Origin of the sequence: Nordella sp. HKS 07, assembly GCF_011046735.1 — a bacterium.
Lineage (GTDB): Bacteria > Pseudomonadota > Alphaproteobacteria > Rhizobiales > Aestuariivirgaceae > Taklimakanibacter.
Genome location: NZ_CP049258.1, coordinates 5,065,106 through 5,086,528, shown reverse-complemented (window position 1 = coordinate 5,086,528; position 21,423 = coordinate 5,065,106). Strand labels below are relative to the sequence as shown.

Genomic DNA, 21,423 nt, shown 5'->3' with positions numbered 1-21,423 from the left:
GATCAGGAAAAGTGGATACCGGTTTTCCGTCCGATCGCGCGCCAAACCTAAGATTTCGATCACGCTATCAGGTCAAATCGTAACGATTTGACCTGATCGTGATCTAGGTGGCGCGAAGCGCCGGATGAGGGTGTCGTTGCAAAGCGAGCGAATAACCTGACAATAACGCGATAATCGAACCAACACCCTCACCCGCCCTGTCGGGCACCCTTTCCCGCAAGCGGGAGAGGGGGGAAAGCCCGAGATAGGCCGTAGACGGAGAGGACAAAATTGGAGATCGTCCACACGGGAACTTCTCAGGCCATGCAGACGAGCAAGGCGACATCCTTCTCCTATCTCGAGCACTGGCGTCGCTGGGCGCCGGTGCTGGTGCTCGTCGCACTCTGCATCCTGATCGGACTGTTCAACCCGAACTTCCTGAGCATCGGCAATTTCATCCGGCTGCTGAACTCGGCGGCGATCCCGGTCGTTTTGTGCATGGGCGCCACCTTCATCATCCTCATGGGCTCGATCGATCTCTCGGTCGAAGGCATCGTGGCGCTGACCGCCGTCATCGCGAGCCTGCTCGTCGCCAATGACATCACCAGCTATTCCTTAGGCCTCTTCGCCGTGCCGATCGCCATGGCGATCGGCGGCGCCATGGGCCTTCTCAACGGCATCGTACATGTGAAGCTCAAGACGCCTTCCTTCATGACGACGCTCGGCATCGGCTTTGCCGGGCTCGGCATCGCCACCGCGATCCTCGGCGGGCTCACGGTGCGCATCGCCGATCCGACCTTCCGCTATCTCTCGCTCGGGCGCGTGTTCGGCGTGCCGATGGCGGTGTGGATCGCAACCGCCGCCTTCCTTGTCGCGCTGACGATCCAGCAGCGCACCCGCATCGGCGCATGGATCTATGCCATCGGCACCGATGAAGTGACGGCGCGCTTCGCCGGAATTCCGGTCGAGAAGACACGCATCCTGGTCTTCGCCCTCGCCGGCCTGTTCTATGGCCTCGGCGGCGTGCTGGCGGCGGCGCAGTTCGGCCAAGGCCATGCGCTGATCAGCCAGGGCCGCCTCTTCACCACCGTCACCGCGATCGTGGTCGGCGGCACGGCGCTGTCGGGCGGCGTCGGCTCGGTCGTCAATTCCGTCATCGGCGTCTTCATCGTCGTGGTGCTGGCTAACGGCATGGTGCTGATGGGCATCGAGCCCTATGTGCAGCAAGGCGTGCAGGGCATTCTCATCATCGCGGCCGTCGCTCTGGCGCTCGACCGCTCGCGCCTCGCGGTGGTCAAATGAACGCCCCTGCCCGCCTCGCCATACCGGCGCTCGAATTGCGCGGCGTCTCGAAGTCGTTTCCGGGCGTCAAGGCGCTCGATGATGTCTCGCTCGCCATCGGGCGCAACGAAGTGGTCGGGCTCATCGGCGAGAATGGTGCGGGCAAGACATCGCTGCTCAAGGTTCTGAACGGCATCTATCAGCCCGACGCCGGCGAGGTTCTGGTCGACGGCAAGACGGTCAAGATCGCCTCGCCGCGCCAAGCCTTCGACACCGGCATCGCCATGGTGTTCCAGGAGCAGACGATCCTGCCGTCGCTCACCGTGGCGCAGAATATCTTTCTCGGCCGCGAGGAGGAGTTCCTGCGCTTCGGCCTCGTCTCCAAGGCACGGATGAACGAGGCGGCGGCGGCCGAGCTCAAGAAGGTGCATCTCGACATCCATCCGGGCACGCCGTGCGCCAAGCTCACCTTCGCCGACCGGCAGATGGTGGAGATCGCCAAGGCGCTGTCGCTCGACAGCCGCATCAGCGGCAATATCACCATCCTGCTCGACGAGCCGACCTCGGTTCTGGAGCGCAAGGAGGTCGAGCTCCTCTTCGCCATCATCGCCGATCTCAAGAAGCGCGCCTCGATCGCCTTCATCTCGCACCGGCTCGACGAGGTGCTGGCCGTCTCCGACCGCATCTATGTGATGCGCGACGGCAAGGTGGTGAAGGAGTTCGAGGGCAAAGGCGCCACCGAAAAGGACATGCATCAACATATGGTCGGCCGCCAGCTCCACACCGAATATTACCGCGAGGCGCGCCAGACGGCGTGTTCCGACAAGGTGCTGATCGAGGCCAAGGGATTGTGCAAGGCGGGCGGCTTCAAGAATGTCAGCTTTGCTTTGCGCGAAGGCGAAGTGCTGGGCATCGCCGGGGTCATCGGCTCGGGCCGCGAGGATCTGGCGCGCTGCCTCGCCGGCCATGCCCGCGCGGATGCCGGCACGCTGACGGTAAACGGCCAGCAGGCCAGATTCGCCTCCGTGCCGCAGGCCGCCGCGAAGGGCATCGGACTGGTGCCGGCGGAGCGCAAAGTCGAGGGCCTCGTCGCGCAACTCAACGTCGCCGAGAACATGACGCTCGCCGCCTTGCCGAAATTCGTCGCCGCCGGCATGCTCAAATTCGCCGCCGAGAAGGTTCAGGCCACAGCCTGGATCGACCGGCTGAAGATCAAGACGCCCTCGCCCTATGCCATGGTCGGTGGGCTTTCCGGCGGCAATCAGCAGAAGGTGGTGCTCGCCAAATGGCGCATCGCCGGCGTCAAGGTGCTGATCCTCGATCATCCGACACGCGGCATCGATGTCGGCGCCAAGGAGGACGTCTATGAGCTGGTGCGTGACATGACGAGCGAAGGCCTCGCCGTCATCCTGCTCGGCGATACGCTCGAAGAGGTCATCGGCCTCTCCAGCCGCATCCTGGTGATGCGCGACGGTGAAGTCACCGCGGCCTTCGATTCACCGCCCGGCGGCAAGCCGACCCAGCTCGATCTCGTGCAGCATATGGTGTGACCTCATGAGCAAGGAATGGAAAGACCGCATCCACACCTATCTGCCCATCATCTTCCTCATCGTGCTGGTGCTGCTCGTCGGCGCCTATGATCCGAGCTTCTTTTCGGTCGACAATTTCCTCACCGTGACGGCCGACACGATGACGCTGTTCCTGATGGCCTCGGGCGTGACACTCGTCATCATGATCGGCGGCATCGACCTGTCGATCCAGGCGGTGGCCTCGATGGCGAGTTGCATCCTCGCCGCCTATCTCGGGCGCTTCGGCATCTGGACGATCCCGCTGGCGGTGCTGGGCGGCGCTGTCGCGGGTTTCGCTGGCAGCATCGTCTCGACCAGGCTGCGCATCCCCTCCTTCATCGCAACGCTGGCGGTAAGTGGCGTCGTGCTCTCGGCCGCCTACTGGTTCTCCGACACCCGCTCGATCAATATCCCGCCCGACCTGTCGGCGAGCTATCTCTCCTGGGCGGTCGGCGAGACGCTGGGCGTGCCGCACGAAATCTGGGTCGGCGCCGTCGCCTTGGTTGCCTTGAGCATACTGTTGCAGCTGACACCTTTCGGCCGGCTCATCCGCGCCATCGGCGCCCAGGAACAGGCGGTCATCGCGTCGGGCATCAATGTCGATCGCATCAAGATCGCCGCCTATACGCTGTCGGGCACGATGGCGGCGATCGCCGGCGTCGTCATGGCGGCGCGCCTGGGCTCGGGCTCGCCGACGCTGGCGAACGAGTTTTTGCTGCCCGCCATCGCCGCGATCATCGTCGGCGGCACGGCGATCACCGGCGGCGTCGGCTCGGTGTGGCGCACCTTCGTCGGCGCGCTCATCGTGCAGGTGGTGCGCATCGGCATGACCTTCATGGGCGTCTCCGTCTTCGCCCAGCAGATCGTGTTCGGCTTCATCCTGGTCGCCGCCGTCGCCATCACGCTGGACCGCAGCAAGCTGCTCGTGGTGAAGTGACGGCGATGACGGAAAGCTACGATTATATCATCGTCGGCGGCGGGTCTGCGGGCTGCGTGCTGGCCAACCGGCTGTCGGAAGATCCCGACTGCCGCGTGCTGCTGATCGAAGCGGGCGGGTCTGACCGAAACCCTTACATCCATATGCCGGTCGGCTTCGCCAAGATGACCACCGGGCCCCTGACCTGGGGCCTCGTCACGGTGCCGCAGAAACACGCGCAAAACCGCGAGATCACCTATGCGCAGGCACGCGTCATCGGCGGCGGCAGTTCGATCAATGCCGAGATCTATACGCGCGGCCATCCGAGCGACTATGACCGCTGGGCGAATGAGGAAGGAGCGACCGGTTGGTCGTTCAAGGACGTGCAGCCCTATTTCCTGCGCGCCGAGGGCAACGACACCTTGGCCGGCGACTGGCACAATACAGAGGGCCCGCTCGGCGTCTCCAACATCGCTTCGCCGCAGAAGATGAGCCAGGTCTTCGTCCAGGCCTGCCAGCAATATGGGATGGACTACAATCCTGACTTCAACGGCCCGCAACAGGCGGGCGCCAGCATCTATCAGACGACGATACGCGAGGCGCGGCGCTGCTCGGCGGCGGTAGCCTATCTCCGGCCGATCAGCGCGCGCAAGAACCTCACCATCCGCACCGACTGCCAGGTGTCGCGGCTTGCCGTTGAGAAAGGCCGCGCCACAGGCGTGCGCTATTGGCTGAACGGATCGGAGGCGATGGTCGCAGCCGAGCGCGAAGTGCTGGTCGCCGCGGGCGCCATCGGCTCGCCGAAACTCATGATGCTCTCCGGCATCGGACCGGCCGATCATCTGACCTCGCTCGGCATTACGGTCGAGGCGGAGGCGCCCGATGTCGGGCGCAATCTCACCGATCATTACGGCATCGATCTCGTCTATGAATTGAGCGGGCCCTACAGCCTCGACAAATACAACAAGCCGCACTGGATGATGTGGGCGGGCCTGCAATATTATCTCTTCAAGTCGGGCCCGGTGGCATCGAATGTCGTCGAAGGCGGCGCCTTCTGGTATGCCGACAAGAGTGCTACGCGTCCCGATCTGCAGTTCCATTTTTTGTGCGGGGCCGGCGTCGAGGCAGGTGTGCCGACCGTGCCGTCGGGCTCAGGATTGACGCTCAATTCCTACACGCTCAGGCCCAAGAGCCGCGGCAGCGTGCGCCTGCGTTCAGCATCCTATGTCGACAAGCCGCTGGTCGATCCGAATTTCCTGGCCGAGCCCGACGACCTCAAGACGTCGGTGGAAGGGGGTCAAAATAAGCCGCGATGTGATGCACCAGCCGGCTTTCGCGAAATATGTGAAGCGCGAGCATTTTCCAGGCACGGCGGTCAGGACGCAGGCCGATTTCGAGACTTATGCGCGCCAATATGGGCGAACGTCCTATCACCCGGTCGGCACCTGCCGCATGGGTTCGGATGCGCGGGCCGTGGTCGATCCGCAATTGCGGGTGCGCGGCATCGAGGGTTTGCGCATCTGCGACTCCTCCGTGATGCCGAGCCTCATCGGCTCCAACACCAATGCCGCGACCATCATGATCGGCGAGAAGGCGGCGGATCTGATCAGGGGGGAACAGGTAGGCGTGGGACCTTTCCCCTTCTCCCGCCTGCGGGAGAAGGTGGCGCGAAGCGCCGGATGAGGGTGTCCTTCGGTGAAAGATGCGCTTGCTGAACCAACACCCTCACCCGCCCTTCGGGCACCCTCTCCCGCAAGCGGGAGAGGGGAAAATGCCTGAGAGGCCTGACGTGTCCTTCAATCCCACTCCGGCGCCCATTTCACCAGGTCACGCGTGACGATGCGGTGGTTTGTCTTCGTGAGCGCCGTGATGCGCGCCATGTCGATGCTCGACAAGGTGAAATCCATGACGTCGAAATTGGCGCGGATATTGCCCGGCTTGGTCGACATGGTGTTGACGGCGACACCCATCTGCAGGATCCAGCGCAGCACGATCTGACCGGGCGAGCGGCCATAATCATTGGCGAGCTCGGCGAAGAGCGGATAGGCAAAGACCTTGCCACGCGCCACCGAGCAATAAGCGGAAAGCGGGATGCCGGTCTCGGCGGCGCCGGCCAGGAGCTTCGACTGGTCGAGCAAAGGATGAAACTCGACCTGGTTGGAGGCGATCGGCGCCGAAACGAGCCGGCGCGCCTCGCGCATCATCGCCACCGTATAGTTCGAGACCGCGATATTCCTGGTGAGCCCCAGACGGTGCGCCTGCGCAAGCAGTTCGAGCGACGGGCGGATGTCGCCGCCGACCGGCGGCCAGTGCAGGAACAGCACGTCGGCGTAATCAAGCCCCAGATCGTCTAAGCTCTTCTTCACGCTGGGGATGAAGCGGTCCTTCGGGAAATTGTCGGGATGCACCTTGGTGGCGATGCAAAGCTCGTCGCGCGGCAGAGACAGCTTCGCGAGTGCCGCCCCCCAGATCCGCCTCGTTGCCATACATCTGCGCCGTGTCGATGGCGCGGTAGCCAGCCGCTGCCGCCGCCGTCACCGCGCCTTCGAGCTCGGCTCCCTTCAAGGGAAAGGTGCCGAAGACGCGCTGAAAGGACTTCCTGAAATAGATGCTCATCCGCTCCCTCCCGGGGGCCTCTTGAAGCGGGCCCCGAATGCCGCTATAAATAACTATCTGGTTACTTATCTGAAGGCAAGGATGATCGTGGCATGGCACGGGTGATGACGAAGATCAGGAGCGCGGCCGAGGCGATCGCCGGCATAGCCGATGGTGCGACCGTCGCGGTCAATTCATCGAGCGGCCTGTGCTGCCCCGACGCCGTGCTGGCAGCACTAAGCGAGCGCTTTGCCCGCGAGGCGCATCCGCGCGCCTTGCGCATGATCCATCCCATCGCCGCCGGCGACATGTTCGGGACCAAGGGCATCGATCATCTCGCTGTCCATGAGGGCATGATCGCCACGATCATCGGCGGCTCCTATCCCTCGGGCCCCTCCTCGTCCGAGCCACCGGCCATCTGGCAGGCGATCGGCGCCGATAAGGTCGCGGCCTACAATGTACCGTCGGGCATCCTCTTCGACATATTGCGCGAGGCCGCCGGTATGCGGCCGGGTGTCCTCACCAAGGTCGGTCTCGACACCTTCGTCGATCCGGATCTCGAGGGCTGCGCCATGAATGCGCGGGCACGCGCAACGCCCATCGTGCGGAAGATGCCATTCGAGGGCGAGGAGTGGCTCTATTTCCCGGCGATCAAGCCCGATGTCGCCATTATCCGTGCCACCACGGCGGATGAGCGCGGCAATCTCACTTTCGAGGATGAAGGCGCCTATCTCGGCGCCATGGAGCTGGCGCTCGCGGCGCATAATTGCGGGGGCACCGTCATCGCCCAGGTCAAGCGCATCGCGGCGTCGGGCTCGCTCAAGGCGCATGACGTGCGCGTGCCCGGCATGCTCGTCGACATAATCGTCGAGGCGCCGGAGCAGTTGCAGACGACGGCGACGCCCTATGATCCGGCGATCTCCGGCCAGCTGATCCGTCCGCTCGACAGCTTTCACATGGCGCAGTTTGACATCGCCAAGGTCATCGCGCGGCGCGTCGCCATGGAGCTCAAATCCGGCTGGGCGGTCAATATCGGCTTCGGCATCTCCGCCAATGTGCCGCGCATCTTCATCGAGGAAGGCCGCCATGGCGACGTTACCTGGGTCATCGAGCAAGGTGCCGTCGGCGGCGTGCCGCTCCTCGACTTCAAATTCGGCTGCTCGGCCAATGCCGAAGCCTTCGTCGCCTCGCCGCATCAATTCACCTATTTCCAGGCGGCGGGCTTCGACGCCTCGCTCCTCTCCTTCCTGCAGATCGACCGCGAGGGCTCCGTCAATGTATCCAAGCTCTCGGTGCGCCCGCATGTGACCGCCGGCGTCGGCGGCTTCGTCGACATCACGGCGCGCGCCCGCAAGATCGTCTTCTCCGGCTATTTCAATGCCGGCGCCAAGCTCTCCGTCGCCAATGGCCGCCTCGTCATCGAGAAGGAAGGCAAGGTCGCCAAGATCGTCGACAAGGTCGAGCAGGTCACTTTCTCAGGCCCCCGAGCGATCGCGCAGGGACAGGACATCACCTATGTCACCGAGCGCTGCGTGATGAAGCTCACGCCTTCCGGGCTCGTCATCACCGAACTCGCCCCCGGCGTCGATCTCGAGCGCGACGTGCTGGCGCAGGCGAAGATCCCGCTCGCCGTCGCCAAGGATGTGAGATTGATGGCCGCCTCGCTCTTCCATGAGGACCGCTTCGGCCTCAAGCCGGCGGAAGCCGCGTGATGGAAGGGATACGTCTCGAGATCGAAGACGCCATCGCGCTCATCACGCTCGACCGTCCGGCCAAGCTCAATGCACTAGACCGCAAGATGATGGCCGGCCTCGCCGGCGCCTGTCGCGAGATCGAACATTCCGCCGCGCGCGTCGCGATCCTCACCGGCCAGGGGAGCAAGTGCTTCTGCGCCGGCGGCGATATCAGCGCCTGGTCGGCCGACACGCCGGAAGAGTTCGGCCGCTTCTGGATACGCGAAGGGCATCAGGTCTTCGATCAGCTGGCGCGGTTGCGCCAGCCGCTGATCGCGGTGCTCAATGGCGATTGTCTCGGCGGCGGGCTCGAGCTCGCGGCCTGCGCCGATTATCGCATCTGCGAGCGTCATGCCCGTCTCGGTCAGCCCGAAAGCGGGCTCGGCATCATTCCCGGCTGGTCCGGCACGCAGCGCGCGGTGCGCCGTTTCGGGCCGCAGGCGGTGCGGCGCATGGCGCTGATGGGTGAGATGTTCGACGCGGAAGCTGCCCTGGCTCTGCGGGTGGTGGATCGTGTCTGCGCGACGGGCGAAGGCCTGGCCATGGCGCGCACGCTCGCCGCCCAGATAGCCAATCGCAGCCCGCAGGCGAGCGAGCTCACGAAGATGCTGATCAATGCGGCGGAAGGCGAGGAGCGCGAGCGCGTAATCGAAGCGATCGCCGGGCAACTGGCGGCCGGATCGCCCGATCTCGCGAAGGGCGTCGAGGCGTTCCGCAACAAGCGGAAGCCGGATTTTTCGGGATCGTGAGGGTTGCCCGCCTCACTTACTTGCCCTCCTCCTTGCAATTAGGACTCGGCCCAAGGCCGTGATTATAGCCATGTTTTGACGTGATGCACGCCGGTATGACGCATGCCGGGACTGTCACTGTCATATCCGCGCGCATCGTTGGAATCGGTCATACCAGACGCTGACGTCGTCGATACCGCCGCTAGTGAACCACTGGTGGCTCGGCCGACCTGCCTTTCATGACAAACAAGCGCCGAAAATTGCCTAAGACTCTCTGGTTCCGAAGGCGACTGACGTCAAATCGCAAGAATTTGGCGGGTCGCCACAAGCAATCGCAGCGCGGGAATGCTTAGTCTCCGCGCGTTGCAGGCTGACGGAAGCAGATCAGGAAACATTCCTTCGAGATGCCCGTCCCTCCGTTCAATCATCAGCGCAAAGGGACGACTTCGTCGTGATCGATATTACCGATTTGCCGCGTATGCAAAGCTCAGTTGCATACCCCAAAATTGGCGACTTTCATTCTCGCACCTTCCCGTTCATACGGAAACTCTCCGCAGCGCTTGTTGTTGCGGCCATCAGCGTAATAACCATTCAAAGCGCTCAATCCGAAACTGTCACCGGCTCTGCAGTCATCGTTGATGGCGATACGATTTGGGTTGGATCAGAGGAAGTTCGCGTCTATGGGATCGACGCGCCCGAGACAGCGCAGAGATGCCAGCTTCCGAAAGGAGTCTGGGATTGTTCAAAGGCCGCCATCGGCGCCTTGGCGGCCATGACCGACGGCAAAACAGTCAATTGCGTTGGCAATGAGCGCGACAGATATGGAAGGCTGATCGCCCGCTGCTCGACAGATGATGTTCCCGACGTCGGCGCCAAGCTCGTCGCTTCCGGCTTGGCCTGGGCATTCGTGAGATATTCGCCCGATTACAGTGCTCTTGAGAAAAAGCCGCGAGCGATGAGAATTGGCATCTGGCAGTCAAGGACGCAGCCACCTTGGGAGTACCGAGCCAGGCGCTGGTCAACCGCGGCGCAGATTAGTTCAGAAGGGTGCCCCATCAAGGGCAACATCAATGCCAAAGGTGAAAAGATCTATCACGCCCCATGGTCGAGGCATTATGCAAAGACAGTGATAGAGCCGTCCAAGGGTGAAAGATGGTTCTGTAGCGAGGCTGAGGCCAGAGCCGCAGGTTGGCGGGCTCCGTACCGCTGATGGTTGGTCCAACAAAGGTAACCAGACACGCCGTTAAAGACGCTGCGCTTGGCAGAACATGGACTGGCGGTGGCTGGTTTTGCGCATATTTTCTTTGAGATGCTGGTAGCAGATATGGACGTCTACATTGGATTTGATTCTGCCTGGGCAGATAACCCAAAGGCTCCCGGCGCGATCTGCGCCATTGCCTTTAACGATGGCACTCCGGTTCGATTCCATGCTCCGCAGTTGGTCTCATTCGATCAAGCGGTCGCCTTTATCCGGAAAGCTCGCTTCGAGGGCGGCAATACGCTGATTGCCCTTGACCAACCAACCGTCGTTCCAAATTTGACCAGCATGCGGCCAGTTGAGCGCGCAGCCGCTTCCCTGGTTAGTTGGCTTGGCGGCGGAGTGCAGCCAGCTAACCGGGGAAGGCTCGGCATGTTTTGTGACGCCTCACCAATCTGGCGCTTCCTAGACATGATTGGTGCAATTCAAGATCCGGAAGAGTCGCGAACAGCGTCGACAGGTCTATATCTGATCGAGGTTTTTCCGGCACTGGCTCTGGCGTCACTAGGCGATTGCTTCTTCGGGCGAAAAGGTGGTCCAAGGTATAACCCCGCTCGAAAGAAGACATTTCGTCTGATTGATTGGGTTCGCGTAGCAGAGATCGCGGCTCAGGAAGCATCTGCATTCGGATGCAACAGCTTGGCGGCATGGTGTCGCGATGCCGGAAGAATTGCTGATCCGCGGAAGGCCGATCAGGACATGATGGACTCCGTCCTTTGTGCCCTGATCGCAATGCATTGGAGGCTGCGTCCTCGCGAAGCGTCCTTGCTATTGGGTGATTTGACTACAGGCTATATGGTCCTGCCGGCCAGCCCGAAAGTGCGCGAGTACCTCATCGAACCGGCCCGAATGTGTTCCGTCAAGGTGGATGGCGCCATTCCGCATGTGTCTACCACCTGAGCTGCACTGCCGGTAGACCAAGGGATATCAGGAATGCGATCGCAGCACCATCAGCGTGTTGATGCCGGATTGCACCGTCTTTGCGTCCTGGTTCACTACATCGAAGGCAATGGTGAGGATGCCGCGGTCAGCCCGCTTCGTCTCGCGCTTAGCCGTGACGGTCATCCGCGCTTTGATCGCATCGCCGGGCAGCACCGGTGCGGCAAATTTCCACTCCCAGCCCAATGACGCCACCGCCGCGAATTGCGCTTCCGTTTGGTTCTTCAAGCCGTCGACCAGGGACAGGATCAGCAGTCCATGGGCGACACGCTTGGGAAAGCCGTGCCTCGCCGCGCCCTCCTCGCTCATATGAATCTCGAAGCGGTCGCCGGTGAGATCGGCGAAGCGGTCGATGTGATCGGTCGTGACGGTGAGGGCGGCTGTCTCGATCACATCGCCCGTGTCGATATCCTCGTAGAAATATCTGCCAGGAGGCAGGAGACGACCGGTCATGCGGGAACCGGCGCGTCCTCGCGCAGGAGGTCTTTCTTCTTGAGCGTTGCCCAGAAATCGGCCGGAATGGTTTCACTGAACCAGGCGATGTTCTGGCGAAGCTGCTCGACGTTACGCGTGCCGGCGCAGAAAGACGCCACCGCCGGATGAGCGACGACGAACTGCAGCGCCGCCACCGGCAAAGGCACGTTGAACGCCTTGCACACTTCCTCGATGGCGGCGACCTTCTTCATCACATGCTCGGGTGCCGGCGAATAATTGTATTTGGCGCCGGGCCTGGCGCCGGTGGCGAGGATGCCGGAATTGAAGCCGCCGCCCACCACCACCGCGGCGCCGCGCTTCTCGCAGAGCGGCAAGAATTCATCGAGCGCCTCCTGCTCGAGCAGCGTGTAGCGCCCGGCGAGGAGGAAGCAGTCGAAGTCGCGCATCTGCAAGGCGGCGTGACAGACTTCCCATTCGTTAACGCCAACGCCGATCGCCTTGACCGCGCCCTGGCGGCGCAGTGACTCGAGCGCGCGCCAGCAGCCGTCCATGGCCTGCTTGAACACTTCCGGCTGCTCCGACCCGCGGGTGAAACTGTCGATGTCGTGGATGAACAGGATCTCGACATGCTCGAGCGCCAGGCGCTGCAGCGAATCCTCGAAGGCGCGCATCGTGCCGTCATACGAATAGTCGAATTCGAGCCGGTTCGCCGCGGCAGCGGTCCAGGGCGTGAAATCGATCGCGGAGCGGCGCGCCGGCTTGAGCACGCGGCCGACCTTGGTGGAGAGGACATAGTCGTCCCTGTTCCTCCAGCGCAGCGAATGGCCGAGACGCAGCTCGGCGAGGCCGTGACCGTAATAGGGCGCGGTATCGAAATAGCGCACGCCAGCGTCCCAGGACTGCCGGATCATCGCATCCGAGGTCTGATCGTCGATCGGCCGGAAGAGATTGCCGATCGGCGCCGTGCCGAAGGAAAAAGCCGTGACGTCGAAACCGGCGCGGCCGAAGCGTCTTTTCGCGGAAACCTGCACCCCGATCCTCCCATGATTTTTATGTAACCATATAGTTACTAATATAGGGAAGCGCGGATTGCAAGACACCTCGTTGACAAGGGGCAGTCAGCACCGTATTAAGTAACTAGATGGTTATCACGAAAGGCGGACCATGCGGCTGAGCGAAACCCAGATCCAGGTCCGGGACATGGCGCGGCAGTTCGCTGACGAGGTCATCCGGCCGATGGCCGAGGCGCTCGACCGCGAGGAGCGGTTTCCGGCCGATCTCTACAGACAAATGGGAGAACTGGGCCTGTTCGGCATTGGGGTGCCGGAAGAAATGGGCGGGCCCGGCTTCGACACGCTTACCTATGCGCTGGTCATGGAGGAACTGTCGCGCGGCTATGCCTCCGTCGCCGATCAATGCGGCCTGGTCGAGCTCGTCTCCACCCTGCTCGTCCGCCACGGCACGCCGGCGCAGCAGCAGCACTGGCTCCAGGGCCTGCTCTCCGCCGAGATCAAGGCCGCCTATTGCATCACCGAACCCGAGGCCGGCACGGATGTGTCGGGGCTGCGCACCGAAGCGGTGCGCAACGGTGAGGGCTGGGTGCTCAATGGCGGCAAGATCTGGATTCACAATGCGCCCGTCGCCGATGTCGGCTTCGTGCTCGCGCGCACCGACAAGGCGGCGGGCCATCGCGGCATGAGCATCTTCATCGTAGATCTCAAGGGCGCGGGTGTCACACGCGGGCCCAAGGAGCACAAGATGGGCCAGCGCGCCAGCCAGGTCGGCGCGCTCAGCTTCGCCGATGTGCGGCTGCCGCCCGAGGCGCTGCTCGGCGAGGAAGGACGCGGCTTCCACATGATGATGAGCGTGCTCGACAAAGGCCGCGTCGGCATCGCCGCGCTTGCCGTCGGCATCGGCCAGGCAGGACTCGAGGCGGCGCTGGATTACGCCAAGCAGCGCAGGCAGTTCGGCAAGCCGATCGCCGATTTCCAGGGCGTGCAGTGGATGCTCGCCGACATCGCGCGCGACGTCGAGGCGGCGCGTCTTCTCGTCCACAGTGCCGCGGCCAAGATCGACGCCGGCGAGGATGCCACGCGCTATTGCTCGATGGCCAAATGGTTCGCCTCCGACATGGCGGTGGCGCGCTCGGCGGATGCGGTGCAGATCTTCGGCGGCAGCGGTTATATTCGCGGCTTCGAAGTGGAGAGGCTCTATCGCGATGCCAAGATCACCCAGATCTATGAGGGCACCAACCAGATCCAGCGGGCGATCATCGCGCGCGAGCTCCTGAAGAACGGAGCGGCGGCATGACGACGCCACGCCACGCCGCCTTCGTCACCGGCTCGAGCCGCGGCATCGGGCTCGCCATCGCCGAGGCTTTGGCCGAAAGCGGCTTCGACATCGCGCTCAACGGTCCGGCGGTGGATGCGGAACTGGCGGCCGCCGCCGAGAGGGTGGCGCGGCATGGCGGCAAGGTGGTGACGATCGTCGCCGATATCGGCGACATCAAGCGACATGAGCGACTGCTCGACGAGGCCGAGGCGGTCATCGGTCCCCTCTCCACTTTGGTCAACAATGCCGGCGTGTCGGTCCTGTCGCGCGGCGATCTTCTCGATGTGTCGGAGGAAAGCTATGACCGCTGCATCAGGATCAACGCCAAGGCGATGTTCTTCCTGAGTCAGGCTTTCGCCAGGCGGCTCGTGAAGCGGGCGCGCGATGATGAACGCTTCTACAGCCTGATCAATGTGTCGTCCTCCAATGCGATCGCCGTGGCGGTGCAGCGTGGCGAATATTGCGCGTCCAAGGCGGCGGCGGCGATGATCTCGAAGGTCTTCGCGGTGCGGCTCGGGCCTGAGGGCATCGCCGTCTATGACATCCAGCCCGGTGTCATCGAAACCGCCATGACGAGTGTCGCCAAGGAGAGCTATCAGCGCCGCATCGCGGATGAAGGCCTGACCTTGCTGCCGCGCATGGGCGCGCCCGCCGATATCGGCCGCATCGCCGCGACGCTGGCGCGGGGCGATCTTCCCTATACGACCGGCCAAGTGATCTCGGCCGATGCCGGCATGCTGGTGCAGAGGTTTTAGATGGCTTTGCGCTCTCACACAGCTCTACCCTCCCCCTTGCGGGGAGGGTCGGTCCGAAGGACCGGGGTGGGGGTCGGGCGGTGTCTCAATATCTCTTGCACATTTGACAGACCACCCGACCCCCATCCGGTGTCCCCGGCCGAAGCCGGGAACATCACCTTCCCCGCAAGGGGGAAGGATATTGTGCTCGGAGTCATGACATGAAGATCGACCTGCCTACTGAGAGCGGAAAGCTCGTTCCCTACGCGCTCACCGGTGCGCCGGTCGATACCGCGAGGTTCGACCGCAACTTCAACCGCGTCGTCTTCTCGGCGGCCCATGTCGTCGCCGATCCCTTCACCGCGTCCGACCCCACGGGCCGCGCGGCGATCGACTGGGAAAAGACGCTCGCCTTCCGCCGTCATCTCGTCTCGCTCGGCCTCGGCATCGCCGAAGCGATGGACACGGCGCAGCGCGGCATGGGGCTCGACTGGCAAGGCGCGCTCGAGCTGATCCGCCGCACCAAGCAGGAACTTCCCGACGCGCTCGTCTTCAACGGTGCGGGAACCGATCATCTCGATGCGCGTGACGCCCGTTCTCTCGACGATATTAGCGACGCCTATTCTCAGCAGATCGACGCGATCCAGAAAGTGGGCGGCCGCCTCATCCTGATGGCGTCGCGGGCACTCGCCAAGATCGCACGCGCGCCGGACGACTATATCGCCATCTATCGCGACGCCCTGGCGCGCGCCGACCACCCCGTCATCCTGCACTGGCTGGGCGAGATGTTCGATCCCGCGCTCGCCGGCTATTGGGGGGCCGACCTCTTCGACAAGACGCTGGAAACCTGCCTCGCGGCGATCGAGGAAAACAGGGCGAAGGTCGACGGCATCAAGATCTCGCTCCTCGACAAGGACAAGGAAATCGCGATGCGCCGGCGCCTGCCCGAAGGCGTCAAGATGTATACGGGCGATGATTTCAACTATCCGGAGCTGATCGCCGGCGACGATCAGGACTATTCGCATGCCCTCCTCGGCATCTTCGATCCGCTGGCACCCGCCGCCGCCGTCGCCATGTCCAGGCTCGCGGCCGGCGACAAGCAAGGTTTTCACGCCGTCCTCGACCCGACCGTGCCGCTGGCGCGCCTCATCTTCCGGGCGCCGACGCAGCACTACAAGACGGGTGTCGTCTTCCTGGCCTGGCTCAATGGCTTCCAGGATCATTTCATCATGCTCAATGGCGCGCAGGCGATGCGGCCTCTGCCCTATTTCACGGAAGTGTTTCGCCTTGCCGATGGTTGCGGCCTGCTGCGCGATCCCGATCTCGCGATGCGGCGGATGAAAACGCTGCTGGCGCTTTATGGAGTGTGACCTTCAGGTTGCGCAACTTTCGTCGGGGTGACGGAGATGGCGATGCGTGATTTCAGCCATGACCATTCGGCGCTGGCGCTCAACACCGCGACGCTAGGCCATAATGTCGAGGGCCATGGCGCCGGCTGGTCGCCGGAACAGGTGATCGATGCCTGCGCCGAGATGGGATTGGGCGGCGTCGTCTTCTGGCGCCGTGAAATCGGAAATCGCGCAACGCAGATCGGCGCGCATGCGCAGAATGTCGGTCTCAAGGTCGCGGGACTTTGCCGCACGCCCTTCCTGGTCGGGCCGCTGGCGCCGCAACCGCGGCAGGCGATGCTCGACGACTTCGAGGCCTCGATCGACATGGCGGCGGGGCTCGGCGCGGAGGTACTTACCATCGTGGTCGGCGGCGTCGAACCGGGCACGAAAGGCATAAAGGCGAGCCTCGAACGCGTCGCCGATGCCGTGGCGCGCATGGCGCCGGTCGCCGCGGCGCGCGATGTCAAGCTGGCGCTCGAACCCTTGCATCCCGTCTACGGGGGCAATCGCTCCTGCCTCGTCACGCTCAAGGACGCCAATGATCTCTGCGACCTGATCGACCATGCCGTCGGCATCGTCGTCGATGTCTATCATGTCTGGTGGGACACGACGCTCGCCGATGAGCTCAAGCGGGCCGGCAAGGACCGCCTCCTCGGCTATCATCTCTGCGACTGGCTCGCCGACACGAGCGATGTTCTTCTCGACCGCGGCATGATGGGCGACGGCGTCGCCGATCTCAAGGCCATCCGCCAAGCGGTCGAAGCTGCCGGCTATCAGGGCCTGTGCGAAGTGGAGATATTCTCGGCGCGGAACTGGTGGAAACGCCCGCCGCACGAGGTCCTCCAGACCTGCATCGAGCGCTTCCGGTCGGTGTGCTGAAAGCCGGTCACGCTCCAAAAATAAGCACGCCGAATACCGCGAACAGCATCAGATGCATCAGCCCCTGCGCCGGCGACGTGCGGTGTCCGAGGAAGGTCAGTGTACTGAGCGCAATCGTCAGCAGCAGCAGAACGGTCTCGGCCGCGCTGATGCCCAGCACCACCGTCTTGCCGGTGATGAGGCCGACGATCAGCACTGCCGGCACGGTCAGGCCCACGGTCGAGACGAAGGCGCCCAGACAAAGATTGACGACCCGCTGCATCTCGTTGCGCAGCGCCGCTCGGATCGCCGTGATCGATTCCGGCGTGAACACGATGATGGCGATCAGAACGCCGCCGAGTGCCACCGGCGCGCCGGCGAGCTTGATGCCGTGGTCGATCAGGATCGCCAGATCATGCGCCAGAAGCACGATAGGCAGCATCGACGCGACGAGAATCACGGAGCGGACCAGAACGGCCTGGCGATCAAGTGCCGCCCCCGTCGCCGGCTTCGCATCGCCCTGCCCCGCGATGTCCTCCACGGTGTCCAACGGAACCGAGAGCTCACCGGCGCGCGGCTGAATATAGAGGCGACTGTAGTCGCTCGTCTGCATGGCGAGAAAAGCCCCGTAGAGCAGCACCGTCAGCACCGACAAGGCGATTGCCAGGCCGGGCGGGAAGGTCCCATCGCCGGTGCTCAGCGCATTGGGCAGCACGAGCGCGGTACCGGTCAGCAGAATCGTCATCGACATATAGGTCATGGCACCCTGCGCATTGTATTCCTGCTCGCCATATCGAAGGCCCCCCAGCAGCAGGCAGAGTCCGGTCACCAGATTGAGGATAATCATCATCACGGCGAAGATCGAATCGCGGCCGATGGTAGGAAATTCACCGGGCCCGACCATCACCGCGGCGATCAGGATCACCTCGATCGACACCACCGAAAGCGTCAGGATCAGCGTGCCGTAGGGTTCACCGAGCTGGTGGGCGAGATGATCCGCCTCACGCACCACGCCGAACGATGCCGTCATGATCGTGGCGAACAGCACGATAAAGCTGACGATGCCGGTGAAGGGCGTGATCGGAGCCGCGAGCCAAGTCGAGCCACCGAGCTGGAAGGCAATGACCACAATCCAGGCGATGAGCAGCCGCGCGCAGGTGACAAAAGGGAACATATCGCGGAGGCTGGCAGATCCAGAGGCAGATTCCGACGCTGATTTATGAGGCTTTAGAAGGGTTTTCATCAATTAATCCAAGGGTGTCCGAGCCTCGCATGCTTAAGCGGATTCCCCTTCACTGTCGCCGCAAATTGTGCACCTCCTCGCGCAAATACCGCAAGCGCCCGACGCGCGACGTTGTCGAGATCAGCATCGCGCGCTTCCGGTCGGTGTGCCGATCACGCCTGGCGTCAGGCAGCCTCGACATCCAGCCCGCCGACCCTCTCGATAATGTCGGTGCGGGATCCGGCGAGCAACGCCTCGGCCGTGCCGTCGGCCGGCGGATAGATGATCTGCGTATTGATCAGCCGCTTCATCGCCTTGGCGGCGCTGCCGGTCTTTTCGACCCGACGCTCCCAGCCCTCCGTGACGACCGCACCGGAACGGCCAAGGTCGAGGCAGGTCACGTAGCGCAGCTGCCGGTAAGGCACGGGCGCCTCGCCAATGAGATCGCGCGCCGCATTCTCACCCGCCACGCGGCCGAGTTGCCCCGCATGCTGGCAGGACTGCAACGCGGGGTGTCCGTCGCCCGTATCGGCCGCGGCCGCGTCGCCGGCGACGAAGATCTCGGGTGCGCCCGGCACTCTGAGCGCCGCATCGACGATGACGCGGCCGAGCGTATCGCGGGCTCCGGGAATCACTCCTGCGAAGGGCGCCGCGGCCATACCGGTCGCCAGCACAACCGCGTCGGCCGCGAGCACACTGTCATCGGCGAAGCTCACGCGGTCCGCCGCCAAGGCGCGCACCGTGGCGCCAAGGCGCAATTCGACGCGCGCGTCCGCGAGCGCCGCCTCGATCACCGGCCGAGGTCCTGGACCAAGCTCAGGCCCCACCACATCGGCGCGGTCGATCAGGATGATGCGCGCCCGCTCGGCCGCGCCATCGGCTTCATGCGCGATGAGTCGGTCGCGCAGCTCGAGCGCCAGCTCGATGCCGGTGAAGCCCGCGCCGATAACAGCGATGGCGGGCTCCGCCACGTCATTGGCGATCTCGCGCAGACGCCGGTCGAAGGCCATCGCCTCCGCCTGGGTGTCGACCGAAAAAGCCGTTGCGGCGCCCGGCATCGGAGGCCGGCGCATGCGGCTGCCGGTCGCGACGATCAAACGGTCATAGAAGAGGCGCTCGCCGCCGGCGAGCGTGACCGCCCTGGCCGCGGGGTCGAGCCCCGTCGCCTCGCCGCGCGTAAAGGCGACGGCGACCCTCCGCAGATGTGGCAGCAGGTCGACACCGAGTGTTTCGGGGCGGGCTTCGTAGAGCCGCGGCCGGATCTGGAGCACCGGTTCCGGCGACACCAGCGTCACCTCCGCCCGGGTTCCAGCGACCCGCCGGGCCGCGAGCGCCGCCCAAAAACCGGCAAATCCGCCGCCGATGACCAGAATTTTCCCAGGCAGGGCATCCGGTGCGGTCGCTACATTAAACGTCATCATCATCTCCGTTCTGAAGGGGCTTTCGAAGACAAGACGAGGGTCACTGGCGCGATGTGACATGGGAACCCAAGATTTTTTTGAGATCACAACTTTCTTGTCCAAGGTGGGATGATCGAGGGGCAAAAGCTTGACGGGTGGATAAGCAGTCAGTATCCGACGGCTTAACCTAGCCTGTCAGGACCGAGCGTGCCGAAAGTGTCGAGCGAACTTCATGATCTCAGGCTGTTGGCAGACTCCGACAACTGGCATTCGCGGGAGGACGCGGGCTACAGGCTGCGGGATCTCGTGGAAGACGATCCACCGCGGATCATCGCGCTTACACAGGATTGGGTCACCGACACTTCAGAGTATGTCCGGCGGGCGGCCTGCCTCGGCTGCCTCATTCGCAAGGGCCGGAAACTGGACGCATCGCTGTGGCCCCCTATCCTCGACCGGCTGGCGATCCTGATGGGCGACCGGTCCGCCTATGTGCGCAAATGCTGCGGCCCGTTTGTGGTCGGCATTCTCGGCTGGACTTACCCGGACGTGATCCTGCCGTGGCTCAAGACTATGGCGGCGCGCTCGGACGAGCAGGTCCGCTGGAACGTCGCCTCGGCTTTCACCCAGACCCTCGGTCGCCGCTTTCCGGACGAGGCCATCACTCTTTTGCGCCAGCTCGCCGCCGATGACCGCAAGCTTGTGCGAGGCGCCGTCCGGGCCGCGCTGCGCAACGTTGCCAAGGCAAAAACACCGGCAAGCACCGAGGCCGAAGCCATCCTGTCCGGCATCGGCGCCAGTAGAATGTGAATTGGCACGCGTGCTCATAGTTCGTGATCAGTCCACTTTGGTGCGCATTTGCGGACTCAAATAAAGCGTTGCCACGGCAGAAAGAACAGATACTCTCCTCACGTGTTCCTTGCGGATTATGAGATCGCAGGTGCGCTCATGCCATCGTGGCCCGGAGCACAGCAGGCTTCAATCAGAGGCCGGATATATTGATGCAAGACCGCACATCCGCCAGATCGGCGAGACCCTCTTGCAACGCACGGCCGGATCATACATCGGGTCACGGGCTTAATGTCGAATTGCGCGGATGTTGTCTCATTTCTTAGCAAGCACACGCCTCGCTGAAAAACAAGGGACAAAGGACCATGCCAAAAATCAAAATCAACGACATCACCATGAATTACGAGCAGCAGGGCGCGGGCGAACCACTGCTCTTGATTCCTTATCTAGCGGCTGACAACGCCTGCTATGCCTTCCAGGTGGCGGAATATTCGAAGCGTTTCACCTGCATCTCCATTGACCCACGCGGCGCGGGAGAAACCGATAAGCCGACCGGCGCCTATTCCACCGCGCTTTTCGCTGACGACGCCGCGGCTTTTCTGAGCGCGCTCAAGATCGAGGAGGTCCATGTCATGGGTCTCTCGCTAGGCGCGGCTACCGGCATGCGGCTCGCAGCCCGCTATCCGCAGAAGGTGAAATCATTGTCACTCCACAGCGCTTGGTCGAAGAGTGACCCGTTTCTTCGGGCCGTGGTTCAAAGCTGGCAAGTCATGGCAAGAGGCCTTGGCAGCGTGACCGAGATGGTCATCCAGGGCATTTTCCCATGGTGCTTCACGCCGGAGCTATATGCGGCCCAGCCGGAATATATCGATCAACTCGCCGCATTCGTCCGCAGTCGACCAAAGCAACCGCTTGAAGCTTTCCTCAACCAGTCGAACGCCGTCATATCTCATGACGCTGGATCCGAGCTAAGCCAGATTAAGGCCCCGACGCAAATCACGTTCGGCCGCCATGACATGGTCACTTCCACGCGCTTTGCCGAGGCGATGAGGAGGGGCATCACAGGCAGCGAGCTTGTGGTCTTTGAAGACTGCTCACACGCACCAATCTACCAGAATGTCGCTGATTTCAATGCAAAGACACTCGAGTTTCTCATGCGCCAGGAGCGATAGACGTAATCTAACGGTTCCCGGGCGGCTTATTCGTCGCATAGTCGACGGTGCGCCGAAGCGGCAATTCGTCCTGCCTATTCAGCCCCATTGATCATTC

At 63.1% G+C, this 21,423-nt stretch carries 18 protein-coding genes and 1 pseudogene; 14 read left to right on the top strand and 5 right to left on the bottom strand.

Annotated elements, in window-relative coordinates; genetic code table 11:
* Nucleotides 1–303 precede the first annotated feature (303 nt).
* The 4 genes and pseudogenes from G5V57_RS23860 (at nt 304) to G5V57_RS23845 (ending at nt 5,427) form a co-directional block, all read left to right on the top strand.
* Entirely contained in the window at nt 304–1,281 is a 978-nt protein-coding gene (locus tag G5V57_RS23860; RefSeq protein WP_165170049.1) for an ABC transporter permease, read from the top strand.
* Entirely contained in the window at nt 1,278–2,810 is a 1,533-nt protein-coding gene (locus tag G5V57_RS23855) for a sugar ABC transporter ATP-binding protein (RefSeq protein ID WP_165170047.1), read from the top strand. Before G5V57_RS23860 ends, G5V57_RS23855 begins: the two co-directional genes overlap by 4 nt.
* Before the next feature lie 4 nt (nt 2,811–2,814).
* Nucleotides 2,815–3,765 (top strand): ABC transporter permease, encoded by a 951-nt coding sequence (locus G5V57_RS23850; RefSeq protein ID WP_165170045.1) that lies wholly within the window; start codon nt 2,815–2,817, stop codon nt 3,763–3,765.
* 5 nt (nt 3,766–3,770) lie between these two features.
* Nucleotides 3,771–5,427: pseudogene (locus G5V57_RS23845) on the top strand (GMC family oxidoreductase).
* 113 nt (nt 5,428–5,540) lie between these two features.
* On the opposite strand, the gene G5V57_RS23840 reads toward G5V57_RS23845, so the two are convergent.
* Nucleotides 5,541–6,230, bottom strand: coding sequence for an aldo/keto reductase (locus tag G5V57_RS23840; protein WP_246737343.1), 690 nt, complete (start codon nt 6,228–6,230; stop codon nt 5,541–5,543).
* Nucleotides 6,231–6,464: 234 nt separating this feature from the next.
* Here G5V57_RS23840 and G5V57_RS23835 point away from each other — a divergent pair, with 234 nt between their 5' ends.
* From G5V57_RS23835 to G5V57_RS23820, 4 genes are all read left to right on the top strand, one after another.
* Complete coding sequence (locus tag G5V57_RS23835) at nt 6,465–8,051, top strand: acyl CoA:acetate/3-ketoacid CoA transferase (RefSeq protein WP_165174239.1); 1,587 nt, start codon at nt 6,465–6,467, stop codon at nt 8,049–8,051.
* Nucleotides 8,048–8,821, top strand: coding sequence for an enoyl-CoA hydratase/isomerase family protein (locus G5V57_RS23830; protein ID WP_206530093.1), 774 nt, complete (start codon nt 8,048–8,050; stop codon nt 8,819–8,821). The genes G5V57_RS23835 and G5V57_RS23830 overlap by 4 nt, the downstream gene beginning before the upstream one ends.
* Nucleotides 8,822–9,251: 430 nt before the next feature.
* Nucleotides 9,252–10,010, top strand: coding sequence for a thermonuclease family protein (locus tag G5V57_RS23825; RefSeq protein WP_246737342.1), 759 nt, complete (start codon nt 9,252–9,254; stop codon nt 10,008–10,010).
* Between the two features lie 48 nt (nt 10,011–10,058).
* On the top strand, nt 10,059–10,958 hold the full coding sequence (locus G5V57_RS23820; RefSeq protein WP_371744604.1) for a DUF429 domain-containing protein: 900 nt from the start codon (nt 10,059–10,061) through the stop codon (nt 10,956–10,958).
* 27 nt (nt 10,959–10,985) lie between these two features.
* Here G5V57_RS23820 and G5V57_RS23815 read toward each other — a convergent pair whose 3' ends face one another.
* On the bottom strand, nt 10,986–11,450 hold the full coding sequence (locus G5V57_RS23815; protein WP_165170041.1) for a MaoC/PaaZ C-terminal domain-containing protein: 465 nt from the start codon (nt 11,448–11,450) through the stop codon (nt 10,986–10,988).
* Nucleotides 11,447–12,463: an aldo/keto reductase gene (locus G5V57_RS23810; RefSeq protein WP_165170039.1), complete on the bottom strand. Its 1,017-nt coding sequence runs from the start codon at nt 12,461–12,463 to the stop codon at nt 11,447–11,449. Before G5V57_RS23810 ends, G5V57_RS23815 begins: the two co-directional genes overlap by 4 nt.
* Before the next feature lie 133 nt (nt 12,464–12,596).
* Here G5V57_RS23810 and G5V57_RS23805 point away from each other — a divergent pair, with 133 nt between their 5' ends.
* The 4 genes from G5V57_RS23805 (at nt 12,597) to G5V57_RS23790 (ending at nt 16,767) form a co-directional block, all read left to right on the top strand.
* The gene (locus G5V57_RS23805; RefSeq protein WP_165170037.1) at nt 12,597–13,742 is read left to right on the top strand and encodes an acyl-CoA dehydrogenase family protein; all 1,146 of its coding nucleotides are present in this window, start codon (nt 12,597–12,599) and stop codon (nt 13,740–13,742) included.
* The gene (locus G5V57_RS23800) at nt 13,739–14,518 is read left to right on the top strand and encodes a 3-ketoacyl-ACP reductase (protein ID WP_165170035.1); all 780 of its coding nucleotides are present in this window, start codon (nt 13,739–13,741) and stop codon (nt 14,516–14,518) included. Before G5V57_RS23805 ends, G5V57_RS23800 begins: the two co-directional genes overlap by 4 nt.
* Nucleotides 14,519–14,718: 200 nt before the next feature.
* Nucleotides 14,719–15,867, top strand: coding sequence for a dihydrodipicolinate synthase family protein (locus G5V57_RS23795; protein WP_165170033.1), 1,149 nt, complete (start codon nt 14,719–14,721; stop codon nt 15,865–15,867).
* A 42-nt stretch (nt 15,868–15,909) separates the two neighbouring features.
* Nucleotides 15,910–16,767 carry a sugar phosphate isomerase/epimerase gene (locus G5V57_RS23790; protein ID WP_165170031.1) on the top strand — a complete coding sequence of 286 codons (858 nt, stop codon included), beginning with the start codon at nt 15,910–15,912 and terminating at the stop codon, nt 16,765–16,767.
* A 7-nt stretch (nt 16,768–16,774) separates the two neighbouring features.
* On the opposite strand, the gene G5V57_RS23785 is transcribed toward G5V57_RS23790, so the two are convergent.
* Nucleotides 16,775–17,920, bottom strand: a complete 1,146-nt coding sequence (locus tag G5V57_RS23785) for a calcium:proton antiporter (RefSeq protein ID WP_165170029.1) — start codon at nt 17,918–17,920, stop codon at nt 16,775–16,777.
* A 233-nt stretch (nt 17,921–18,153) separates the two neighbouring features.
* Complete coding sequence (locus tag G5V57_RS23780) at nt 18,154–19,392, bottom strand: NAD(P)/FAD-dependent oxidoreductase (RefSeq protein WP_165170027.1); 1,239 nt, start codon at nt 19,390–19,392, stop codon at nt 18,154–18,156.
* A 183-nt stretch (nt 19,393–19,575) separates the two neighbouring features.
* On the opposite strand from G5V57_RS23780, the gene G5V57_RS23775 reads away from it, so the two are divergent.
* On the top strand, nt 19,576–20,175 hold the full coding sequence (locus G5V57_RS23775) for a DNA alkylation repair protein (RefSeq protein ID WP_165170025.1): 600 nt from the start codon (nt 19,576–19,578) through the stop codon (nt 20,173–20,175).
* Nucleotides 20,176–20,519: 344 nt separating this feature from the next.
* Nucleotides 20,520–21,326 carry an alpha/beta fold hydrolase gene (locus G5V57_RS23770; RefSeq protein ID WP_165170023.1) on the top strand — a complete coding sequence of 269 codons (807 nt, stop codon included), beginning with the start codon at nt 20,520–20,522 and terminating at the stop codon, nt 21,324–21,326.
* The last annotated feature ends 97 nt before the right edge of the window (nt 21,327–21,423 follow it).